18 protein-coding genes are annotated in these 21566 nt (G+C 65.1%); 15 read left to right on the top strand and 3 right to left on the bottom strand.

What is annotated here, in order from left to right; all coding sequences use genetic code 11:
* Positions 1–136: 136 nt before the first annotated feature.
* The 3 genes from hemE (at position 137) to AC58EF_RS09780 (ending at position 1886) form a co-directional block, all read left to right on the top strand.
* Positions 137–1195 (top strand): uroporphyrinogen decarboxylase, encoded by a 1059-nt coding sequence (hemE, locus tag AC58EF_RS09790; RefSeq protein WP_497275943.1) that lies wholly within the window; start codon positions 137–139, stop codon positions 1193–1195.
* On the top strand, positions 1195–1635 hold the full coding sequence (locus AC58EF_RS09785) for a CopD family protein (protein ID WP_497275942.1): 441 nt from the start codon (positions 1195–1197) through the stop codon (positions 1633–1635). The genes hemE and AC58EF_RS09785 overlap by 1 nt, the downstream gene beginning before the upstream one ends.
* Before the next feature lie 122 nt (positions 1636–1757).
* Entirely contained in the window at positions 1758–1886 is a 129-nt protein-coding gene (locus tag AC58EF_RS09780) for a hypothetical protein (RefSeq protein WP_497275941.1), read from the top strand.
* A 2-nt stretch (positions 1887–1888) separates the two neighbouring features.
* Here the strand turns inward: AC58EF_RS09780 and panC are convergent, their stop codons facing one another.
* Positions 1889–2734, bottom strand: coding sequence for a pantoate--beta-alanine ligase (gene panC, locus AC58EF_RS09775; protein ID WP_497275940.1), 846 nt, complete (start codon positions 2732–2734; stop codon positions 1889–1891).
* A 108-nt stretch (positions 2735–2842) separates the two neighbouring features.
* Here panC and AC58EF_RS09770 point away from each other — a divergent pair, with 108 nt between their 5' ends.
* The 12 genes from AC58EF_RS09770 (at position 2843) to AC58EF_RS09715 (ending at position 15960) form a co-directional block, all read left to right on the top strand.
* Positions 2843–3649, top strand: a complete 807-nt coding sequence (locus tag AC58EF_RS09770; RefSeq protein WP_497275939.1) for a division plane positioning ATPase MipZ — start codon at positions 2843–2845, stop codon at positions 3647–3649.
* Entirely contained in the window at positions 3649–4083 is a 435-nt protein-coding gene (locus tag AC58EF_RS09765; RefSeq protein ID WP_497275938.1) for a J domain-containing protein, read from the top strand. The genes AC58EF_RS09770 and AC58EF_RS09765 overlap by 1 nt, the downstream gene beginning before the upstream one ends.
* Positions 4080–5456 carry a phosphoglucomutase/phosphomannomutase PgmG gene (pgmG, locus tag AC58EF_RS09760; RefSeq protein ID WP_497275937.1) on the top strand — a complete coding sequence of 459 codons (1377 nt, stop codon included), beginning with the start codon at positions 4080–4082 and terminating at the stop codon, positions 5454–5456. The genes AC58EF_RS09765 and pgmG overlap by 4 nt, the downstream gene beginning before the upstream one ends.
* A gap of 420 nt (positions 5457–5876) precedes the next feature.
* Positions 5877–7178, top strand: coding sequence for an OmpP1/FadL family transporter (locus tag AC58EF_RS09755; RefSeq protein ID WP_497275936.1), 1302 nt, complete (start codon positions 5877–5879; stop codon positions 7176–7178).
* Positions 7179–7358: 180 nt separating this feature from the next.
* Positions 7359–8519 (top strand): flavodoxin-dependent (E)-4-hydroxy-3-methylbut-2-enyl-diphosphate synthase, encoded by a 1161-nt coding sequence (gene ispG / locus AC58EF_RS09750; RefSeq protein WP_497275935.1) that lies wholly within the window; start codon positions 7359–7361, stop codon positions 8517–8519.
* Positions 8520–8535: 16 nt separating this feature from the next.
* Positions 8536–9438, top strand: coding sequence for a DMT family transporter (locus AC58EF_RS09745; protein ID WP_497275934.1), 903 nt, complete (start codon positions 8536–8538; stop codon positions 9436–9438).
* Positions 9435–9914, top strand: coding sequence for a GNAT family N-acetyltransferase (locus AC58EF_RS09740; protein ID WP_497275933.1), 480 nt, complete (start codon positions 9435–9437; stop codon positions 9912–9914). Before AC58EF_RS09745 ends, AC58EF_RS09740 begins: the two co-directional genes overlap by 4 nt.
* Positions 9915–10013: 99 nt before the next feature.
* Positions 10014–12335, top strand: a complete 2322-nt coding sequence (locus tag AC58EF_RS09735; RefSeq protein ID WP_497275932.1) for an FtsK/SpoIIIE family DNA translocase — start codon at positions 10014–10016, stop codon at positions 12333–12335.
* 319 nt (positions 12336–12654) lie between these two features.
* Entirely contained in the window at positions 12655–13308 is a 654-nt protein-coding gene (locus AC58EF_RS09730) for a LolA family protein (RefSeq protein WP_497275931.1), read from the top strand.
* A gap of 281 nt (positions 13309–13589) precedes the next feature.
* Positions 13590–14387, top strand: a complete 798-nt coding sequence (locus tag AC58EF_RS09725; protein WP_497275930.1) for an exodeoxyribonuclease III — start codon at positions 13590–13592, stop codon at positions 14385–14387.
* Positions 14387–15460, top strand: a complete 1074-nt coding sequence (ribA, locus tag AC58EF_RS09720) for a GTP cyclohydrolase II (RefSeq protein WP_497275929.1) — start codon at positions 14387–14389, stop codon at positions 15458–15460. Before AC58EF_RS09725 ends, ribA begins: the two co-directional genes overlap by 1 nt.
* Positions 15457–15960 (top strand): L,D-transpeptidase family protein, encoded by a 504-nt coding sequence (locus AC58EF_RS09715; protein WP_497275928.1) that lies wholly within the window; start codon positions 15457–15459, stop codon positions 15958–15960. Before ribA ends, AC58EF_RS09715 begins: the two co-directional genes overlap by 4 nt.
* Positions 15961–16049: 89 nt before the next feature.
* On the opposite strand, the gene AC58EF_RS09710 is transcribed toward AC58EF_RS09715, so the two are convergent.
* Together AC58EF_RS09710 and mutS are read right to left on the bottom strand one after the other, a co-directional pair.
* The gene (locus AC58EF_RS09710; protein ID WP_497275927.1) at positions 16050–18812 is read right to left on the bottom strand and encodes a [protein-PII] uridylyltransferase; all 2763 of its coding nucleotides are present in this window, start codon (positions 18810–18812) and stop codon (positions 16050–16052) included.
* A 9-nt stretch (positions 18813–18821) separates the two neighbouring features.
* Positions 18822–21494 (bottom strand): DNA mismatch repair protein MutS, encoded by a 2673-nt coding sequence (gene mutS / locus AC58EF_RS09705; protein ID WP_497275926.1) that lies wholly within the window; start codon positions 21492–21494, stop codon positions 18822–18824.
* Between the last annotated feature and the right edge of the window lie 72 nt (positions 21495–21566).

The raw sequence follows: 21566 nt of genomic DNA, 5'->3' as shown, positions 1-21566 counted from the left end.
TGACTCTGACTCGCGCCCTGTTCCGTGACCCTTTGGAGTCAAGCTGTTGGCAAAAGCGGGCACAGCGCATAAACCCCGCTGCCAACGGACCAACAATCTCCATCATCCTTTGAATCTAAATTAAAGAGAGAGTCTGATGAGCTTCGACGCCCCGGCGCCCGCTGCCGACAAGCCCCTCCTGGGCGTGCTCAATGGCGATCGTCCCACCGTCCCGCCCATATGGCTGATGCGCCAGGCCGGCCGTTATCTTCCCGAATATCGTGAACTGCGCGCCAGGAAGGGCGGTTTCCTCGAACTCGTCTATGACAGCGCGGCCGCCGCCGAGGTCACGCTCCAGCCGCTCCGCCGTTTCGGCTTCGACGGCGCGATCCTCTTTTCCGACATATTGATCGTCCCCTATGCGATGGGGCAGCATCTCTGGTTCGAGGCCGGTGAAGGCCCGCGGCTCGCGCCGATCCTTGCCGAAACCGACCTGTCGACGCTGAAACCCGATTTCAGCCGTTTCGAGGCCGTCTACGAGACCGTCCGGCAGGTGAGAGCCGCTCTGGACCCCAATGTCACTTTCCTGGGCTTTGCCGGCAGCCCCTGGACGGTCGCCACCTATATGGTGGCGGGTCAGGGCAGCAAGGATCATGGCGCGGCCCGGCGCATGGCCTACAACGAAACCGACAGTTTCGCCGCGCTGATCGATGCCATCGTCGATGCGACCGTGGTCTATCTGTCGGGTCAGATTCAGGCTGGAGTGGAGGCGGTGCAGCTGTTCGACAGCTGGGCCGGCAGCCTGGCTCCGCTCCAGTTCGACCGCTGGGTGATTCATCCCAACAGGCGTATCGTCGAAAGGCTGAAGGCGCTCCATCCCGCTGTTCCGGTGATCGGCTTTCCCAAGGGCGCGGGCGCGAAGCTTGCCGACTATGCCGCGGAGACCGGGATCGATGCGGTTGGCATCGATGAAACGATCGACCCCCATTGGGCCAACCGGGCGCTGCCGCAGGGTATGCCGGTGCAGGGCAATCTCGATCCGCTGGCGCTGATCGCCGGCGGCCGCGCGGTGGAGGAAGCAGTCGACAATATCCGCACCGCCTTCGCCGACCGTCCCCATATCTTCAACCTTGGTCATGGCATTCTGCCCGACACGCCGATATCGCATGTCGAGGCGCTCGTCCGCCATGTGCGGCAGCAGGGAGTTTCCGTCTGATGGCCTATCTTGGTGCTGCTTATCTCTGGGTGAAGGCCGCCCATGTCATCTTCGTCATCTTCCTGATGGCGGGGCTGTTCATGATGCCGCGCTTTTTCGTCTATCATCAGGAAACATTGCCGGGATCACCGGAAGACAAGCGCTGGATCGAGCGGGAGACGCGCCTGCTCAAGATCATCCTCAACCCGTCCCTGGCGCTGGTCTGGATTTTCGGCCTGATGCTGATGGTGGAGATCGGCGCCTGGCATTTCGGCTGGTTCCACCTGAAGCTGCTCTTCGTGCTGGCTCTGTCAGGCTATCATGGCTGGATCGCGGGCTATGCGAAGAAGCTCGCCAGGGGAGAGCGTCCCTTCAGCGACAAAAAGCTGCGGATGCTGAACGAAATCCCCGGCGTCGCCGCCGCGGTGATCGTGATCTGCGTGATCGTGAAGCCCTTCTGACAGGCCACTGTCCTATAGGGACAAATGCGATTATGATCGCGGGGTGATTCACAGATAGGATCGCCCCGCGGAACTATATGTCGAAATATGCGGGAAATGTGCGAAGTTAAGTGGAGATACGCATGAATGATCCGCGGATCTGGTTTGGCCCCAAACGTATCGGCTGGGGATATGGTCCGCGTACTTGGGAGGGCTGGGCCGTGATCGGTCTGTTCGTCCTCGCCTGCATCCTGCTCAAGCGTCTGACCTGAGATCAGGCCGGATCGACCGCGATATTGTCGATGAGGCGGGTCGCGCCGAGTTTCGCCGCGCCGAGCAACCGCGCGGGCCGGTCCAGCACCACCATCGGCTCCAGCGTCGTCGCGTCGCACAAGCTCACATAATCGATCGGGTCGAAGCCATGCGCCGCGAGCGAGGCGATCGCCCTGGCGATCGCGCCCTCTACGGACTCGCCCTTCTCGATCTGCCGCTTCGCCTCGCCCAGGGCGCGGGGCAGGGCCAGCGCCGCCTTGCGCTCATCCTCGCTCAGATAGGCGTTGCGTGAGGAGAGTGCGAGGCCGTCCTCGGCGCGCTGGGTCGGCATACCGATGATCTCGATCGGCAGGTCGAGGTCCGTCACAAAGCGGCGGATCACAGCAAGCTGCTGATAATCTTTCTCGCCGAAGATGGCGACGTCGGGCCGCACCTGGTTGAACAATTTGGTGACGACGGTCGCTACACCGTCGAAATGGCCCGGCCGCGCCGCGCCGTCCAGTCCCTCGCTGATCCCGGACACGCTGATATTGGTGGCGTAGCCCGCAGGATACATGACGTCGACGCCCGGCATCCAGAGGATGTCGACGCCCGCCGCCTGCAACATCTGCGCATCCTTGGATTCGCGCCGCGGATAGGCGGCCAGATCCTCATTCGGTCCGAATTGCCTGGGGTTTACGAAGATCGAGACCACGACATGACGGCCATGCTGCCGGGCTTCCTCCACCAGGGCCATGTGTCCGTCGTGCAGCGCCCCCATGGTGGGCACCAGAACCAGCGGTTTTCCGTCGCTTTTCAGCCTGTCGACGGCGGCGCGGAGGGCGGGGAGGTCACGCAGCGTTTGCACGGGAGGAAGGGCTCCGATAAGGGCAGGATGATATGGGCGTCCTGCTAGGCTTGAGCCAGCATGACCGTCAACACGCATTGCGACAATCAACGGGGTTATCAGGGTCCGATGGCGAATCCGCAGCCGCATCTCATCGTCTTCGCCAATGAAAAGGGCGGCACGGGCAAGTCGACCACGGCTGTCCATACCGCCATCGCGCTTTCCACGCTCGGCCATCGTGTCGGTATGATCGACCTCGACCCGCGCCAGCGCACCGTCACCCGCTATATGGAAAATCGCGGCGAAACCGCGCGGCGGCGCGGCATCGAACTGCCGATTCCCGATTATACCGTGTTCACCGGCGACAGCATCGCCGCGCTGGACGATCAGGTCATCATGCTGGCGCAGGGCAAGGATTTCCTGGTGGTCGACACACCCGGCCGCGACGATGACTATGCCCGTCATCTGGCGCCGCACGCCAATACGCTGGTCACGCCGATGAACGACAGTTTCGTCGATTTCGACCTGATCGGTCAGGTCGATCCGGAAACCTTCAAGGTCCGCCGCCTGTCCTTCTATTCCGAACTCATCTTCGAAGCGCGCAAGACCCGGGCGAAGGTGGATGGCGTCACGATCGACTGGGTGGTGCTGCGCAATCGTGTCCAGCATCATGACGCGCGCAACAAGAAGCGCGTGGGCGATGCGCTGATGGAATTGTCGCGCCGGGTGGGATTCCGCGTGATACCTGGTCTTTCGGAACGTGTTATCTTCCGCGAGCTTTTCCCTTCGGGCCTGACCTTGCTCGACAAGGGGCATCTGGGCGAGCTGGGCGTCAGCCATATCGCCGCGCGGCAGGAATTGCGCGAGATGGTGTCGGGCTTCGCCTTGCCGACGCGCGACGGTGTTGCGTCGCTGGACATGCTCGGCGCTGCCTGATGGGCGCGCTTGCGCTGTTGCTGGCCGGGCTTGCGATCTGGCTGATCTGGACGGGAAGGCTGCAACGCATGACGGCAAAGGATGGCATGGCGCTGGGCGCGGCGCTGGTGGGCGCGGTGCTGGCGGCAAAGGGCAAACCGGTGATTGGTGCCCCATTGCTGATCGGCGCGGCGCTTTTCTTCGCCAAACAGGGCAATGCCACGGCAAGGATGCGCAGACGTCCCGCCGTGCCGCCAGTCGCGCCGGGTGCGGATGATCTGGCCAAGGCCCGCACCTTGCTGGGCGTGGCGCCTGACGCCGACGCCAAGACGATCCGCGCCGCGCATCGCCGCCTGATCGCCTCGGTTCATCCCGACAGGGGTGGGACCGAGGCGCTCGCCGCGCAGATCAATGCCGCACGCGATATGCTGCTCGCGGAACAGAAGCGGCGGTGACGCATCGTTTCGATCCGAGCCTGCTGCGGGATTATGATCTGCGCGGCACGGTGGGGGAAACGCTCCATGTCGCCGACGCCTGGGCGCTGGGCCGCAGTTTCGGCACGGTCATTGCCCGTTGTGGCGGTGGACGGATCGCGGTCGGCTATGACGGGCGGCTGAGTTCGCCGATGCTGGAAACGGCGCTGGTCGACGGGCTGATCCAAAGCGGCATCGATGTCGTGCGCATCGGTCTCGGTCCGACGCCGATGCTATATCATGCCGAAATGACGGGCGATGTGGACGGCGCCATACAGATAACCGGCAGCCATAATCCCGGCGACCAGAACGGCTTCAAACTGGTGCAGGCCCATGCGCCCTTCTTTGGCGCCGACATCCAGACCCTGGGCGTCATGGCGGCGGCGGGCGACTGGGAATCGGGCATGGGCCGCGTTGAGACGGTCGAGGTCATGGACCGCTATGCCGCGCGCCTGGTGCAGGGCTTCGACGGGGCGGCCTGCCGCATCGGCTGGGATGCGGGCAATGGCGCAGCCGGCCCGGTGGTGGAGAAGCTGACGCAGCTCCTGCCCGGTGAGCATCATCTGCTTTTCACCCAGGTGGACGGTCATTTTCCCCATCATCATCCCGATCCTTCCAAAGAGCGGAATCTGGTCGACCTGCGCGCGCTTGTCCTTGGGAAGCAGCTCGATTTCGGCGTGGCTTTCGATGGTGACGGCGACCGGATCGGCGTGATCGACGGACTGGGCCGGACGATCGCCGGGGATCAACTGCTTGGCCTGTTTGCCCAAGGCGTGCTTGAAAACCGCCCCGGCGCGCCGATCGTCGCCGATGTGAAGGCCAGCCAGACGGTCTTCGACCGTATCGCTGCGCTGGGTGGCCGGCCCGAGATGTGGAAGACCGGCCACAGCCATATAAAGTCCAGAATGAAGCAGATAGGTAGTCCGCTGGGCGGCGAGACGACCGGCCATCTCTTCTTCGCCGACGATTATCCCGGCTATGACGACGGCCTCTATGCGGCCGTCCGCCTGATCCGCCTGGTGGCGACCCTGGCGCGCAGCGTGACCGCCCTGTGCGACGATCTGCCGGCCAGCATGATCACCCCCGAATTGCGCTTTCCCGTGCCGGAGGCGCGCAAGTTCGCTGTCGTGGAGGAGGTGCTGGCCCGGCTGCGCGCGATGGGCGCCGATGTTTGCGCCATCGACGGCGCGCGGGTGCGCACCGACGATGGCTGGTGGCTGTTGCGGGCGTCCAATACGGAGGCGGCGCTGGTGGCCCGCGCCGAAGCGGCGAACGAAACCGGTCTGGCGCGGCTGCTGGCGCAAATTGATTCGCAGCTCGCTGATTCGGGCTTGAAAGGGTTGATCAAGGGCTGATCCGGTCTTCAGGCGGATTTTTCGAATATCGCTATCATTTCAGGATGCAACTTTTCCGCTAGGGAAACATTGGATTTTTCGGATGGTTGCAGGAAACGCAATCAGGCCATCATGTTTCGCATTTGCGACAAATGGTGCTGCACTGCAGAAGGAACGGGCCTTTCAGGCATCCTCTCCTAAAACTTCATAGCCGCCTTCCGGGCGGCTTTTTTTTGTTTTTTTCGCGCGCCGCTTTCATCGAGTGCCGTAGCGTCCAATCGGCGCTAACCATTAAAGCCTCGGCAGGAACGGCCATTTTCTGCGCTTTGACACTGGAAATTAACGACATCTTTGATAATCCGCATGGCTCATAAGCCGGGCAGACGCGTTGGACCGCCACCGTCCGGATGAGATAGAGTCGCCATTAGCAGAGGATTTTCCATGTCCCTTAGCCGCCGTCTGAGCCGTTTCCTTCTTGTTACCGGGGTCATGGCCGCACCGTTTCCCGCCTTCGCCGGCGGCTTCTATCTGCAGGAACAATCGCCGATCGAAACCGGCCGCGCGCTGTCCGGCGGCGCGGCGGCGGGCGATGATCCGTCGACCATCTATTTCAACCCGGCCGCGATGACGCAGCTATCGGGCATCCAGACGTCGATCGGTGGATCGGCGTTGATGGCGTCGGCGCGCCAGACCAATCGCGGCAGCTATCGGTCGATCCCCGGTTCGGTCGCGCGCGTGCCGGTCGGCGGCAATGACGGCGGCCAGCCGTTCGAAAGCGTGATTCCGATCCCCAGCTTCTACGCCAGCGCGCAGGTCAGCGACCGGCTGTGGGTCGGCCTGGGCGTCAACGCGCCCTTCGGTCTGAAGCTGGAATATGATGACGGCTTTTTCGGTCGCTATGACTCGCTCTACACCGACCTCAAAACCTATAATATCCAGCCTTCCGCCGCCTATAAGCTGACCGACAATCTGTCGATCGGCGGCGGCGTCGACGTCCAATATGTGAAGGCGACGCTGACCAACGCGCTGCCGCAGCTTTCCCCGCTCGCGCCTGCCGACGGCTTTGCCAAGCTGAAGGGCGACGACTGGTCGGTCGGCTGGAATGCCGGCCTGTTCTACACGCTGGGCGACACCAATTTCGGCGTCCATTATCGATCGGGCATCAGCCACAAATTACAGGGCACGCAAACCATATCCGGCCTGCTCGGTCCGATCGCGGCGGGCAATGGCGAATTTGCCGCGACCGCGCCGCTGGACCTGCCCGACATCGTGACCGTCAGCATGATGCACAAGCTGACGCCGCAACTGCGCGCGATGATCACCGGCAAATGGTATAACTGGTCGCGGTTCAAGGGCATCGCCGTCACCTCCGCCACCGGCACGACCAACAAGGAACTGGATTATAAGGACAGCTATTCGGTCAGCCTGGGCGGCGAATATGATGTCAGCCCGGCGCTGACCCTGCGTGCCGGCACGATGTTCGATCGGTCGCCCACCAATCCGCAGCACCTCACGACCCGCGTGCCCGACGGCGACCGCGTGTGGCTGACCGGCGGCGCGACCTGGAACATGTCGGAGGCGATGGCGCTCAACCTCAGCTATGCCCATACCTTCGTCGAGAAGGCGAACATCATCCGCCCCGACAGCTATTTCCCCGCGCCGGCGACCGTGACCGCGACGACCCTGGCGCAGACCAGCGGCAATGCGGACCAGGTCGCCGCATCGCTAACCCTGCGCTTTTGAACGTTACCGCACCGGCCCGCACCCCCGGCCGGCCGCCCACAGAATATCCTGGATGGGCGGCCGAGTGAGGGTGCGGGCCGGTGCGGCACGTTTCAGCGAAGCTGAAACACGAAGGACTTAAGCTTCTAACCGGCGTCAAAAATCCCTATAGGGGCTTCGTGAACACGGAGCCCCTTTTTCATGTCCGACCATAATCCCGGCCTGCGCCCCTGGCGCGACATTGCGCGGCGGCAGTCGCGGCAGATCATGGTCGGCAATGTCCCCGTCGGCGGGGGCGCGCCGGTCACGGTCCAGACCATGACCAACACGCTGACCTCCGACGCGAAGGCGACGATCGACCAGATCCGCCGCTGCGAAGAGGCCGGCGTCGACATCATCCGCGTGTCCTGCCCGGACGAGGAATCGACTGCGGCTTTGAAGCAGATCGTCCGCGCTATGCGCGTGCCGATCGTCGCCGACATCCATTTTCACTACAAGCGCGCGCTGGAAGCCGCCGATGCCGGCGCGGCCTGCCTGCGGATCAATCCGGGCAATATCGGTTCGGAAAAGCGGGTGAAGGAAGTGATCGACGCGGCCAAGGCCAATGGCTGCTCGATCCGCATCGGCGTCAATGCGGGCAGCCTGGAGAAGGATCTGCTCGAAAAATATGGCGAGCCATGCCCCGAGGCGCTGGTCGAAAGCGCGCTCGACCATATCAAGCTGCTCCAGGATCAGGATTTCCACGACTATAAGGTCGCCGTGAAGGCGAGCGACGTGTTTCTCGCGGTCGCGGCCTATATGCAGCTCGCCGAGGCGGTCGATTGCCCGCTGCATCTGGGCATTACCGAGGCGGGTGGACTGATCGGCGGCACGGTGAAGAGCGCGATCGGCATCGGCAACCTGCTTTGGGCCGGCATCGGCGACACGATCCGCGTGTCGCTGTCCGCCGAACCGGAAGAGGAAGTGCGGGTCGGCTATGAGATATTGAAGTCGCTGGGTATCCGCACCCGCGGCGTGAAGGTCATTTCCTGCCCCTCCTGCGCGCGTCAGGGATTCGACGTGATCCGCACGGTGCAGGCGCTGGAGGAGCGGCTCCAGCATATCCATACGCCGCTGTCGCTGTCGGTGCTGGGCTGCGTCGTCAACGGTCCCGGCGAGGCGCGCGAAACCGATATCGGTCTGACCGGCGGCGGCAATGGCAAGCATATGGTCTATCTGTCGGGCGTCACCGACCACACGATCCAGGATGCCGATATGGTCGACCATATCGTGAAGCTGGTCGAAGCCAAGGCGGCGGCGATCGAGGCGGAGAAGCTGGAAGCCGAAACCACCGACGCGGGCAAGGTCGAGGCGGCGGAATAAGCCGGGCCACCGGATCATGAACGGGTCGTCTCGCGGTATCGCGATTCCCTTCGCCGTCTGCTGCCTCGGCGTCGCGCTTTTCTCCGTGATGGATGCGGCGATGAAGGGGCTGAGCCTGTCCATCGGACTCTATAACGCTCTTTTCTGGCGCGCCGTGACCGGCACCGTGCTGGGTCTCGCGCTGATGCTGTTGACCCGCCAGCGCTGGCCGTCGCGGGCGGTGCTGCGTATTCATCTGCTGCGCGGCGTGGTGGTGGCTTTCATGGCGGCGATGTTCTTTTGGGCGATCATGCGCTTGCCTTTGGCCGAAGCCATTGCCCTGTCCTTCATCGCGCCGCTCATCGCGCTTTATCTCGCTGCCCTGCTGCTCAAGGAAAGCGTCGGGCGGGAAGCGATCGGCGCGTCGCTGCTGGGGCTGGCGGGCGTCGCCGTGATCCTGTCGGGCCGGCTGCGCGGCGAATATGATGGCGATGCGCTGCTCGGTGCGTTCGCCGTCCTTGGCTCTGCGGTGCTGTTCGCCTGGAACCTCGTCATCCAGCGGCAGCAGGCGCAGGTCGCGTCCCCGATCGAGGTCGCCTTCTTCCAGCATCTGGTCATGCTGGGCGTCTTCGCGCTGGGCGCGCCGATGCTGGCGATCCTGCCCCCCGTCAAGGCCGTTCCGCTGGTCCTGCTCGCCGCGGCCCTCGCCTTCACCTCGCTGGCGGCGCTGGCCTGGGCCTATGCGCGGGCGGAGGCGCAGCGGCTGATCCCGGTCGAATATAGCGCCTTTGTCTGGGCGGCGATCATCGGCTGGCTGGTGTTTGGCGACAGGCTGACTGTCACGACCGTCGCGGGGGCGTTGCTGATCGTCGCCGGCTGCCTTATCGCCGCGCGTTCGAAACGGGCGGACATCCCCCATGTGGAAGCGGGAACGGCATGAGCATCATCATTCGGGAAGCACGGGCGGACGATCTGGACATCATCATCGCCTTCATCCGCGCGCTGGCCGATTATGAGCGGCTGGCGCATGAGGTGAAGACCGATCGCGAGACGCTGGCGCGTTACCTGTTCGGCCCGCGCCCGATGGCGGAGGTGCTGATCGCCGAGCATGACGGCGCGGCGATCGGCTTCGCCCTCTTCTTCCATAATTTCTCGACCTTCGAGGGACGGCCGGGCCTCTATCTGGAGGATCTGTTCGTGCTGCCGCAGGCGCGGGGGCTGGGCGCGGGCAAGGCGCTGCTGGCGCGTCTGGCCGCGCTGGCGATCGCGCGTGACTGTGCCCGTCTGGAATGGTCGGTGCTCGACTGGAACGCGCCGGCCATCGCCTTCTACCGGGCGATCGGCGCGAAACCGATGGACGAATGGACGGTGCAGCGGGTCGATGGAGACGCGCTGACGGCACTGGCTGCCTCCTGAACAAAGCCTTCGGGACGAGCCGAAGGGCGGCAGACTTGACGCGGAGTCACCCCCGGAGGCATTGTGCCGATCCGGAACATTTGGGGGACATGCAATTTTATGGCCGTCGGCCGCACCGTGAAACGTTCGCCGGAATGGCGCGAAATGCTGAAGCGCAGCCTGATCCGCAGCGGTGCGCTGATCGGCGCGATCACGCTTCTGCTGGCGACCCTGTTTCTCGCGCTGGCGCTGCTGAGCTATGCCCCCAGCGATCCATCGATGAATACGGTCGCGGGCGATCATGTCGCCAATATCATGCAGACGCCCGGCGCCTGGGCCGCCGATTTCCTGCTCTGGCTGCTGGGCGTGCCGGTGGCGTTGATCCTGCCGCTGATGGCGATCACCGCGCGCCGCCTCTGGGGCGACCAGGATATGAGCGGGTGGAAGGCGCAGTTCGGCAAATGCCTGTTCGGCATCATCCTGATCGGCATCGCCCTGGCGCTGTTCCAGACCGATCCGCTGGTCGGCCTACCGGCCGGCTGGGGTGGAGTGATCGGTCTCGTCACCGCCAAGGGCATTGCCAGCCTGATCGCGCAGACGCCCACCGCTGCCCCCTGGATCAAGGGCATCGTCGTCATCATCGCACTGATCGTCGGCCTTTTCACCTGTTATCGCAGTCTGGCGCTCGAAAAGCCGATCATCGCGCTGCGCCGCCCGGCACTGCCCCGGTTCAGTCTGCCGCGTCCCAGCCTGGCCTTTGCCGGGGGCGTTGCCGCGGCCGACGGTGAGGAGGAGGACGAACCGGCCGATCGCGTCATCGCCCCGCGCAAGCAGGTGTCGAACGAACCCAAGCCGCCGATCACCATCCAGACGCCCAAGCCGGCCCCGGCACAGCGCGCCATGGCGCCGGTGTCGCAGGACGACCTGTTCGGCAACAGCTCGCTGCCCTCGCCCGATCTGCTCAACCCCATTCCGGCCAGCCAGGGCGGCAAGATCGACAAGGCGGCGCTGGAGCGCAACGCGCGCCTGCTGGAGTCCGTGCTCGACGACTTCCATGTGAAGGGCAATATCGTCGAGGTCCGCCCCGGCCCGGTCGTGACCATGTATGAACTGGAGCCGGCGCCGGGCATCAAGGCGAGCCGCGTCATCGCGCTGGCGGATGACATCGCCCGCAACATGTCGGCGCTATCGGCGCGCGTCGCGACGATTCCGGGCCGCACCGTCATCGGCATCGAACTGCCCAACGCCAATCGCGAGGGCGTGTCCTTCCGCGAACTCATCACCAGCGAGCAGTTCGGGCAGGAAGCGACGCTGCCGATCATCCTGGGCAAGAATATCTCCGGCGAGCCGATCATCGCCGACCTTGCGCCGATGCCGCACCTGCTGATCGCGGGCACCACCGGTTCGGGCAAGTCGGTCGGTCTGAACGCGATGATCCTGTCGCTGCTCTACCGCATGACGCCGGACCAGCTACGCCTGATCATGATCGATCCCAAGATGCTGGAACTGTCGACCTATGACGACATCCCGCACCTGCTCTCGCCGGTCGTCACCGAGCCGGCCAAGGCGATCCGCGCACTCAAATGGGCGGTGGAGCAGATGGAGGACCGCTATCGCATGATGGCGTCCATCTCGGTCCGCAACCTCGCCAATTATAATGAGAAGGTCCGCGCCGCCAAGGCCAAGGGCAAGCCGCTCGGTCGCCGGGTGCAGACCGGCTACGACCCGGAAACCGGCAAGCCCATCTATGAGGAGGAACAGCTCGATTTCCAGCCGCTGCCGCAGATCGTGGTGGTGGTGGACGAACTGGCCGACCTGATGATGACGGCGGGCAAGGAAGTCGAATTCCTGATCCAGCGGCTGGCGCAGAAGGCCCGTGCGGCGGGCATCCACCTGATCCTGGCGACGCAGCGCCCCTCGGTCGACGTCATCACCGGCGTCATCAAGGCGAATCTGCCGACCCGCATCAGCTTCTTCGTGACCAGCAAGATCGATAGCCGCACCATTTTGGGCGAGCAGGGCGCCGAGCAACTGCTGGGCAAGGGCGACATGCTCTACATGCACGGCGGCAAGGGGCTGACGCGCGTCCATGGTCCCTTCGTCTCGGACGACGAGGTGCGCGTGGTCGCCGACCATTGGCGCGCGCAGGGCCAGCCCGACTATATCTCCGCCGTCACCGAGGAGCCGGAGGAAGGCAGCTTCGCGCTCGACGGCGTCGATCTGGGCGACGATAGCCCCGACGCCCAGCTCTTCCGCAAGGCGTGCCAGCTAGTGTTCGAGAATCAGAAGGCGTCGACCAGCTGGCTCCAGCGCCAGTTGCGGGTCGGCTATAACAGCGCGGCGCGTCTGATCGAGCGGATGGAGGAGGAGGGGCTGGTCGGCCCGCCCAACCATGTCGGCCGCCGCGAAGTGTTGCGCGACGAAAATGGGAATCCTCTCTGAATCGATTGAAAAGTCGGACGATTGCATGTCACGCAATCGTCATTTCGTCCTTCGCATTTGCAGCATAAGCCGACCGACGGCATAGAGAGCGGGCCTTTCAGGCATCCTCTCCTAAAAACTTTCCAGGCCGGTCGTCAGATCGGCCTTTTTTTTTGGCGCCGAAAGCGAGGTGGGAGCGGGGGGATGGAGCTTGCCCCGAGGTTCGCATATGCTCTCCTCCATCACCCAAATCCTTGCATTTTCGGAACAGCCGGGTTCACAGCGGGTTCAAGCCTGATTTCCTAACCATCCTCTTCCAGAACAACCGGAGTTGAACGCCATGAAGCGCATGATTGCGCCCCTCGCGCTTGCCCTTGCCGCCGCGCCCCTGGTCGTGCCGACCTTGCCCGTCGCCGCGCAACCGGGCCAAGGAGGTCAAACACAATCCGATCTGACCCAGGTCAATGCCTATATCCGCGCGGTCACGACCATGACGGCCGATTTCGCACAGACCGACCGCAACGGTCAGACGCTGACCGGCCAGCTCACCATCAAGCAGCCGGGCAAGATCCGTTTCCAATATCAGAAGGGGGTGCCGCTGCTGATCGTGGGCGACGGTAAGGCGCTGACCATGATCGATTATGAGGTGCGGCAGGTGCAGCGCTGGCCGATCGGCAATTCGCCGCTGGGCGCGCTGCTCGACCCGAACAAGGATCTGTCGAAATATGGCAAGGTGGTCCCCACCGGCGACCCGTCTATCCTGAGCATCGAGGCGCGCGATCCCAAGCGGCCCGAATTCGGCACGATCAGCATGATCTTCAAGCGCGATCCGGGCAGCCCGGCGGGCCTTCAGCTTTACGGCTGGGTGGCGCTCGATTCGCAGAACAACCGGACGGCGGTGCGGTTGACCAACCAGCGCTATGGCGTGCCGGTGGCCGAGTCCGCCTTCCGCTGGACCGATCCCCGGCCGAAGGGCCGTTCGGCGGGCGGCTGATTCTCGCGATCGGCGGGTTGGTCCGAGCGCACGGCGGGACGGTTCGAAAAACTTTCATTTTCGTTCATCCGCCGCTCATGTCGGGGCGGTTAATCAGAAATCCACGGCGGGAGACAAAACCGGGATTTCCCCCCTGTTACCCGGTCCCCAGCTCCAGCCGCGAAGCGCTTCAAGGGCGCGATCGAGACCCCCGTTCCACGCCCCCGGAGCGGGGGTCTTACTTTGCCGGTCCTGTCGGTCTGGCGCTTGCGCGCGGGCGCTTCGCCTCCTAGGGCAGCAGCATGGCCGATACGCTCTCCATTTGCTCCTGGAACATCAACAGCGTCCGCGCGCGGATCGACATCGTCGAGCAGCTGCTGCGAGAGGAAGCGCCCGACATATTGTGTTTGCAGGAAACCAAGGTGGTGAACGAGATTTTCCCCACCGAGATGTTCAGGCGTCTGGGCTATGTCCATCAGGTGCTGAACGGGCAGCGGATGCATCACGGCGTCGCGATCATGAGCAAGGTGCCGATCCATGAGGACGACCGGCTCGACTGGCAGGCCAATGGCGAAGCGCGGCATGTCGGCGTGCGGCTCGACAATGGGGTGCGGATCGAGAATGTCTATGTGCCCGCCGGCGGCGATGTGCCCGACCGGGCGGTCAATCCCAAGTTCGGCCAGAAACTCGATTTCCTGGAGCGGATGATCCAATGGTCGTCGGACCTGGACGACAAGCCGACCATCCTGACCGGCGATTTCAACATCGCGCCGCTGGAATGCGACGTGTGGAGCCACAAGCAACTGCTCGACGTGGTCAGCCATACGCCGATCGAGTGCGAGATATTGGGCCGTTTGCAGGCGTCGAACGACTGGGTCGATATCGGCCGCCATTTCCACCCCGCCCCGGCGCGGCTCTATACCTGGTGGAGCTATCGGGCGAAGGACTGGCTGGCGTCGGATCGCGGCCGCCGCCTCGACCATATGTGGATGACGAAGGATGTCGCGGACAAGGCGATCAGTCATCGCGTGGTCGAACCGGCCCGCAACTGGGTGAAGCCGTCCGATCATATCCCGATCATCACCGAGTTCGCCTTCTGATGCCCGCCGATCCCGCCGCCCGTAACGCCGCCCGCGCCATCGATGCGCTGCGCCGGGGCTGGGCGGTGCGCCTGACCGCGCCCGATGGCGCAATCCGGCTGATGGCGATCGAGGGGGCCGACGCGGTGACGCTGGGCGGCTTCGATCCCGACAGCGAAGCCGACATACTCATCTCCGCCGCGCGGGCCGAGACGCTGAAGCTCGCCAACCAGCTGGCGGCGGCCGACCCCGAGCTGCCGGTGCTGATCGAGCGCACGCCCTGGATCGATGCGGACGTGGCGACGGCGATCGCCGATCCGGTGCTGGACCTCGCTTCTCCGCTCAAGGGACCGTTCCGCGCCCGTCCGCTGCCTAGCCCCCAGGCCGCCAAGGCGGCGCTGCGCCTGGCGCGGCTGGCCGGCATATTGCCCGCCTATTTCCTGCGTCAGGGTGACGGCCCGGCCGAAGTGGAGGTCGGCGCCGACGACATCGCCGCCTATGATGATGCTGTCCATCTCGCTGTCGCGACGCGCGCGCGTCTGCCCGTTTCCGCGAGCGAAACGGCCGAGATCGTGGCCTTCCGCAGCCCCGACGAGCCGCGCGAGCATGTCGCGCTGATCGTCGGCAAGCGGGATAGCTCCCCGCCGGTCATTCGCCTGCACAGCGAATGCCTGACCGGCGACGTGCTGGGCAGTCTGAAATGCGACTGCGGGCCGCAACTGCATGAGGCGCTGCACAGAATCGCCGACGCGCCCTGGGGCATATTGCTCTATCTGCGGCAGGAAGGACGCGGCATCGGCCTGGTCAACAAGCTGCGCGCCTATGCGATGCAGGATCAGGGGTTCGATACGGTCGATGCCAATGTGCGGCTGGGCTTCGCCATCGATGCGCGCGATTTTTCCGTCGCGGCGCGGATGCTCGATCTGCTGGGCGTGGGGGCGGTGCGTCTTCTCACCAACAATCCCAACAAGGTGGTCGGGCTGGAAGCGGCCGGCATCAGGGTGGTCGAGCGGCTGCCGATCATCCTGCCCACCAATCCGCATAATGAACGCTATCTCGCCACCAAGCGCGACCGCACCGGCCATCAGCTATGAGCGTCATCCGCGTCCAATGTGGCGCGGGACGCCTGAGCTTTGGCGATATCGTGATGCCTTGCGCCATCGGCCGCAGCGGCGCCTGCGCGGCGGCGGACAAGCGCGAGGGCGACGGTTGCACGCCGATCGGGACATGGCCGGTCCGGGGCGTGCTGCTGCGGCCGGGCAAGCTCACAGCGAGGGGAATCCGTCTGCCGTGGCGCTGGGTGCGCGCTGGTGATGGCTGGTCGGACGATGTTGCAGACCCGGCCTATAATCGTCCCGTCCGCCTGCCGCGGCCCTTTTCCGCCGAAAGCCTGATCCGCTGTGATGATGCCTATGACATTATCGTCGTGCTGGGCCATAATGACGCGCCGCCGGTGCCGGGGCAGGGCAGCGCGATCTTCTTCCATCTGTCCGAAGGGCGTCCGACGGCGGGGTGCGTCGCGGTGGAGTGGGACGACATGCTGCGGCTGTTGCCCTTGCTCGCGCTGGGGGATGTGATGGAGATTTCCGCTTAACGCCCGTTCGCTTCGAACGCGGTCGAGAAGCAGATAGCGCATCAAGAACGTTTCTCGACTTCGCTCGAAACGAACGGATTTCTATCGCCCTATGCCATTTCCAGCGCTTCGCCCACTTCGCCGCCGGCCGCTTCCAGCAGGCGGCGTTCGAGCGTCTGCAAGCGGCCCCTGCTCTCGATCTTTCCGCCCAGAAGGTCGGTAATGTAGAAAGTATCGACCGCGCGCTCGCCATAGGTGGCGACATGGGCGCTGTGGACCGTCACCTTCGACTGGAACAGCGCATTGGCGAGGCTGAACAGCAGCGCGGGCCGGTCGCGCGCATTCACCTCGACCACAGTGAAGCGGTTGGACGCCTTGTTGTCGATCAGCACATTGGGTTCGATGCGGAAGGCTTCGGCGCGGGTGCGGGGCAGGGGGCGCGCCGACAATTTGGTGATGAGGCGATGCCGGTTGGACAGCGAATCCTCGATCGCGTTGCGGATGCGCGTCAGCTGCTCGGGACTGTGGAAAGCGCCGCCGAGTGGGTCCTGCACCAGGAAATTGTCGATCGCCACGCCGTCGCGCGTCGTGTGGATGCGCGCGTCGATGATGTTGCCGCCGGCCAGATGGATGGCGCCGGCGACGCGGTAGAAAAGGCCCGGATGGTCGGTCGCATAGACCGTGACCAGGGTCGCGCCGCGCTGCGGATAATATTGCGCCGCGATCGACAGCGGGGCGTCGCCCGATTCCAAAATATGCTGGGCATTGTGGACGAGAATGTCCTCCGGCTCGGCGATCCAGTAGGATTCGGGCAGCCGCTTGCTGAACGCCTCGAACGCGGCCTCGTCCATGCCCAGCGCGTCGCGCAACGCCGCCTGCTTGGCGGTGACGCGCTCGCCTCGGCCCTTCTGCTTGTGGCCCAGCCGCAGCACTTCCTCGGCCGATTCATAGAGGTCGCCCAGCAACTGCCGCTTCCAGCTGTTCCATACGCCCGGACCCACGGCCCGGATGTCCACCACGGTCAGGCAGAGCAGCAGGCGCAGACGTTCGGGACTCTGCACCACGTCGACGAAATCGAGGATGGTCTTGTAATCGGCGAGGTCGCGCTTGAAGGCGGTCGCCGACATGAGCAGATGATAACGCACCAGCCAGGCGACCGTCTCGGTCTCGGCGGGGGTCAGGCCCAGGCGCGGGCAGAGATGTTCCGCCACTTCCGCCCCCAATATGCTGTGGTCGCCGCTGCGCCCCTTGGCGATGTCGTGCAGCAGCACCGCGACATAGAGAACCCGGCGCGAGATGAGGCGCCCCATCAGTTCGGTCGAAAGCGGATGATCCTGCCCGAGTTCGCCCTTCTCGATCCGGGCCAGTAGTCCGACCGCGCGGATCGTATGTTCGTCGACCGTATAATGATGATACATGTCGAACTGCATCTGCGCCACGACGCGGCGGAAATCGGGGATGAAACGGCCGAACACGGTCGATTCATTCATCCAGCGCAGCACCGTCTCGGGATCGCGCGGGGAGGTCAGCACCTCCATGAAGGCGGCATTGGCGCGCGCATCCTTGCGCACCTTCGCGGTGATGAGGCCGGCGTCGCGGCTGGCCGCGCGCATCGCGCTGGGATGGATCTGAAGCCCATGCTTGTCCGCCGCGGCGAAGATTTCCAGCAGCCGCACCGGGTCGGCCTGAAAGAAATCGTCGCTGGGCAGGGCCAGCCGACCCCGTTCCAGCACGAAGCCGTCCAGCTTCTTGGGCCTGCGGAAGATGGACGGGATATAGCGCCGCCCCTTCGGCCCCATCTGGTCGTCCAGATGCGCCAGAAACACGGCGGTGAGGTCGCCCACCGTCTTCGCGTTGAGGAAATAATAGCGCATGAAGCGTTCGACCCCCGACCGGCCGGCGCGTCCGGTGAAGTGCATCCGCGTCGCGGTTTCAAGTTGCAGATCGAAGGTCAGCCGGTCCTCGGCGCGTCCGGTGATGGTGTGCAGGTGGCAACGGACCGCCCAGAGGAAATCCTCGGCCTTCTGGAACTGGCGCAGCTCGGCCTGGGTCAGCAGGCCGACATCGACCAGCTCGGCCACCGATCGCACCCGGTTCACATATTTGCCGATCCAGAAGAGCGTGTGGAGATCGCGCAAACCGCCCTTGCCCTCCTTCACATTGGGTTCGACGACATAGCGGCTGTCGCCCATGCGCCGGTGCCGTTCGTCGCGCTCCTCCAGCTTTTCGGTGACGAAGGCGCGGGCGTTGCCCTGCATCACCTCGCAGTCGAAGCGCTTGGCGGTTTCCTCATATAATATACGGTCGCCCCAGATATAGCGGGCTTCCAGCAGGGCGGTGCGGACGGTGAGGTCTGCCTTCGCCATGCGCATAGTTTCGTCGACCGAACGGCTGCTATGGCCGACCTTCAACCCCAGATCCCATAGGGAATAGAGCATGGATTCGATCACCTGCTCGGTCCAGCCGGTCGGCTTCCAGGGGGTGATGAAGCCGATGTCGACATCGCTGTGCGGCGCCATCTCGCCCCGGCCATAACCACCCACGGCGATCAGCACGATCCGCTCGCCGGTGCTGCGATTGCCCGCCGGATAGAGATGATGGGTGGTCGCGTCGTAGAGCAGGCGCAAGATCTGGTCGATGAGGAAGGCGAAGGCGCTTACCGCCTCGCGCCCGCGCGTCGGCTTGGCCTCCAGCCGCCGTGCCACTTCGTCCCGGCCATGGTCCAGCGCCGCCTTCAATTCCTTGACGATCAGGCCGCGCAGCCGCATCGGATCGCCCCGATGATCCAGCGCCAGGGCGTTGACCGTGTCGGAAATTGCGCGCCGGTCGATGATCGCGCGGCGCGCTCCCAGGGCGGGAAACTGCATGACCATATATAGTCTCTAGTCGTGCGCCGCGTCGGCGGCCAGTTGTTTCAGTCGATATATATGATCGAGTGCGTCACGCGGCGAGAGGGCGTCGGCGTCGATCGCGTCAATGGCCGCGCGCAGCGGATCGATTTTGTCCTCCTCCTGCGCCGCGACGGCCGCGAACAGGGGCAGGTCGTCCAGGCCGGCGGCGATCCCGCCGGTCTTCGCCTTGCCTGCCTCCAGCCGCGCCAGCACGTCCTTGGCGCGCTTCAGCACGGCGGGGGGCAGGCCCGCGAGCCGCGCCACCGCCAGGCCATAGCTGCGATCGGCCGGTCCCTCCGCCAGTTCATGCAGCAGGATGAGGTCGCCCTTCCACTCGCGCGCCCGGACATGGTGCAGCGACAGCGCGGAAAGGGTTTCGGCGAGCCGGGTCAGCTCATGATAATGGGTCGCGAACAGGCAACGGCAGCGATTGACCTCATGCACCGCCTCCACCACCGCCCAGGCGAGGGCAAGGCCATCATAGGTGGAGGTGCCGCGTCCGACCTCGTCGAGGATGACGAAGCTGCGTGTCGTGGCCTGCGCCAGGATCGCCGCCGTCTCCACCATCTCGACCATGAAGGTGGAGCGGCCCCTGGCGAGATTGTCCGATGCGCCGACGCGGCTGAACAGACGGTCGACCAGTGTCAGCGTCGCCGCCTCGGCCGGGACATAGCCGCCTGCCTGGGCCAGGATGACGATCAGGGCGTTCTGCCGCAGGAAGGTCGACTTGCCGCCCATGTTCGGGCCGGTGACGAGCCAGAGCCGGTCGCTTTCGGCAAGGCGGCAGTCATTGGCGACGAAGGGCTGGCCCTCGCGGCGGAGCGCATCCTCGACCACCGGATGGCGGCCGCCGACAATGTCGAGGCACTGGCCCGCGCCATGGTCGGAGACGAAATGCGGGCGCTGCCAGCCGCCTTCGGCCGCGCGTTCGGCGAGCGCGGCGGCGACGTCGAGCCGCGCGAGCGCATCGGCGGCGCGGGCGATGTCGGCCTTGCGGTCAAGCACCGCATTGATCAGCTCCTCCAGATGCGCGGCTTCGGCGACCAGTGCGTGGGCGCCGGCCTGCGCGACGCGCCCGGCTTCCTCATGCAGGTCGATCGAGTTGAAGCGCACCACGCCGGCCAGCGTCTGGCGATGGGTGAAGCCGCTGTCGGGCGCCATCAGCGCATCGGCGGCGCGCGCCGGCACCTCGACATGATAGCCGAGCACGCCATTATGGCGGATCTTGAGCGAGGAAATGCCGGTCTGCTCACGATACTTCGCCTCCAGTGCGGCGATGGCGCGGCGGCCGTCGCCGGCCATGCGGCGCAACTCGTCGAGCGCGGGATCATAGCCGTCGGCGATATAGCCGCCGCTTGCCGTCTCGGTCGGCGGCGCGGGCACCAGCGCGCGCGACAGGGCGTCGACCAGTTCGCCATGGCCGTCGAGCGCGGGCAGGAGTTGCAGCAGGAGTTGCGGCGCGTCGATGAACCGACCCAGCCGCTCGCGCAGCAGCCGCGCCTCGCCAAGGCCATCGCGCAACTGGCCAAGGTCGCGGGGACTGCCCCGTCCCACCGCCACGCGGCCCAGCGCGCGGCCGATATCGGGCAGGGCGCGCAGGGCGGCGCGAAGCTGGTCGCGCAGGATCATATCATCGTGGAACAGCTGGACCAGGCCCAGCCGCGCCTCGATGGTCGCGAGGTCCATCAGCGGCGCCGACAGATCCTGCCCCAACAGGCGCGCGCCCGCGCCCGTCACGGTGCGGTCGATCGCGCCGAGCAGGCTGCCCGCGCGCGTGCCCGCCATGGTCGCGACGATCTCCAGACTTTCGCGCGTGGCTGCGTCGATCGCGACATGGCCGCCGCTGGTCTTGCGCAGCGGCGGGGCCAGAAAGGGGAGGGCGCCCTTGCCCGCATGGTCGAGATAGGCGATCAGCCCGCCCATCGCCGCCAGTTCGGCGCGGCCGAACTGGCCGAAGCCGTCGAGGGTTGCGACCCCGAACAGGCGCTTGAGCGATTCTTCGGCGCGGCTGCTGGAGAAGGCGGCGCGGTCGAAAGGATGCGTCCCTCCGACGTCGATGGTCGATCCTTCCGCCACCACCGTCTCGCTCGGCCGCAGCCGCGCCAGTTCGGCGGGCAGGTCGCCGATGGGGCAGGTCATCGTTTCGAACCGGCCGGTGGAAATGTCGGCGGCGGCGATGCCGATCTCGCCCGATCCTTCGCCGCCGACCTGCGCCAGCGCGACCAGCATATTGTCGCGCCGGCTGTCGAGCAAAGTCTCCTCGGTCAGCGTGCCGGCGGTGACGTAGCGGACGATCGCGCGCGCCACGAGCGCCTTGCCGCCCCTTTCCTTGGCTTGGGCCTTGGCCTGGGCCGGGGTTTCGGTCTGCTCGGCGATGGCGACGCGATGCCCGCCCTTGATCAGCCGCGCCAGATAGCCTTCCGCACTATGCACCGGCACGCCGCACATCGGGATCGGCGCGCCGCCATGTTCGCCCCGGCTGGTGAGCGCGATGTCCAGCGTCGCGGCCGCCATTTTCGCGTCGTCGAAGAACAGCTCGAAAAAATCGCCCATCCGGTAGAAGAGCAGGCAATCCTGCGCTTCCGCCTTGAGCGCCAGATATTGCGCCATCATCGGGGTCGGCTGGCCGGGGGAAGGGGCCGGGTTGTCGGTCGATTTCGCCATGGACCAAAGGCGATAGCCTGATCGCTCCGCCGAAACCAGAGCTTCGCAAAGTGGCAGGAAAATTGCGCTTCT

The organism is Sphingobium sp. WR1, assembly GCF_059693745.1.
The sequence above is the reverse complement of the archived record's forward strand: the minus strand, read 5'-3'. Positions and strand labels throughout refer to the sequence as shown.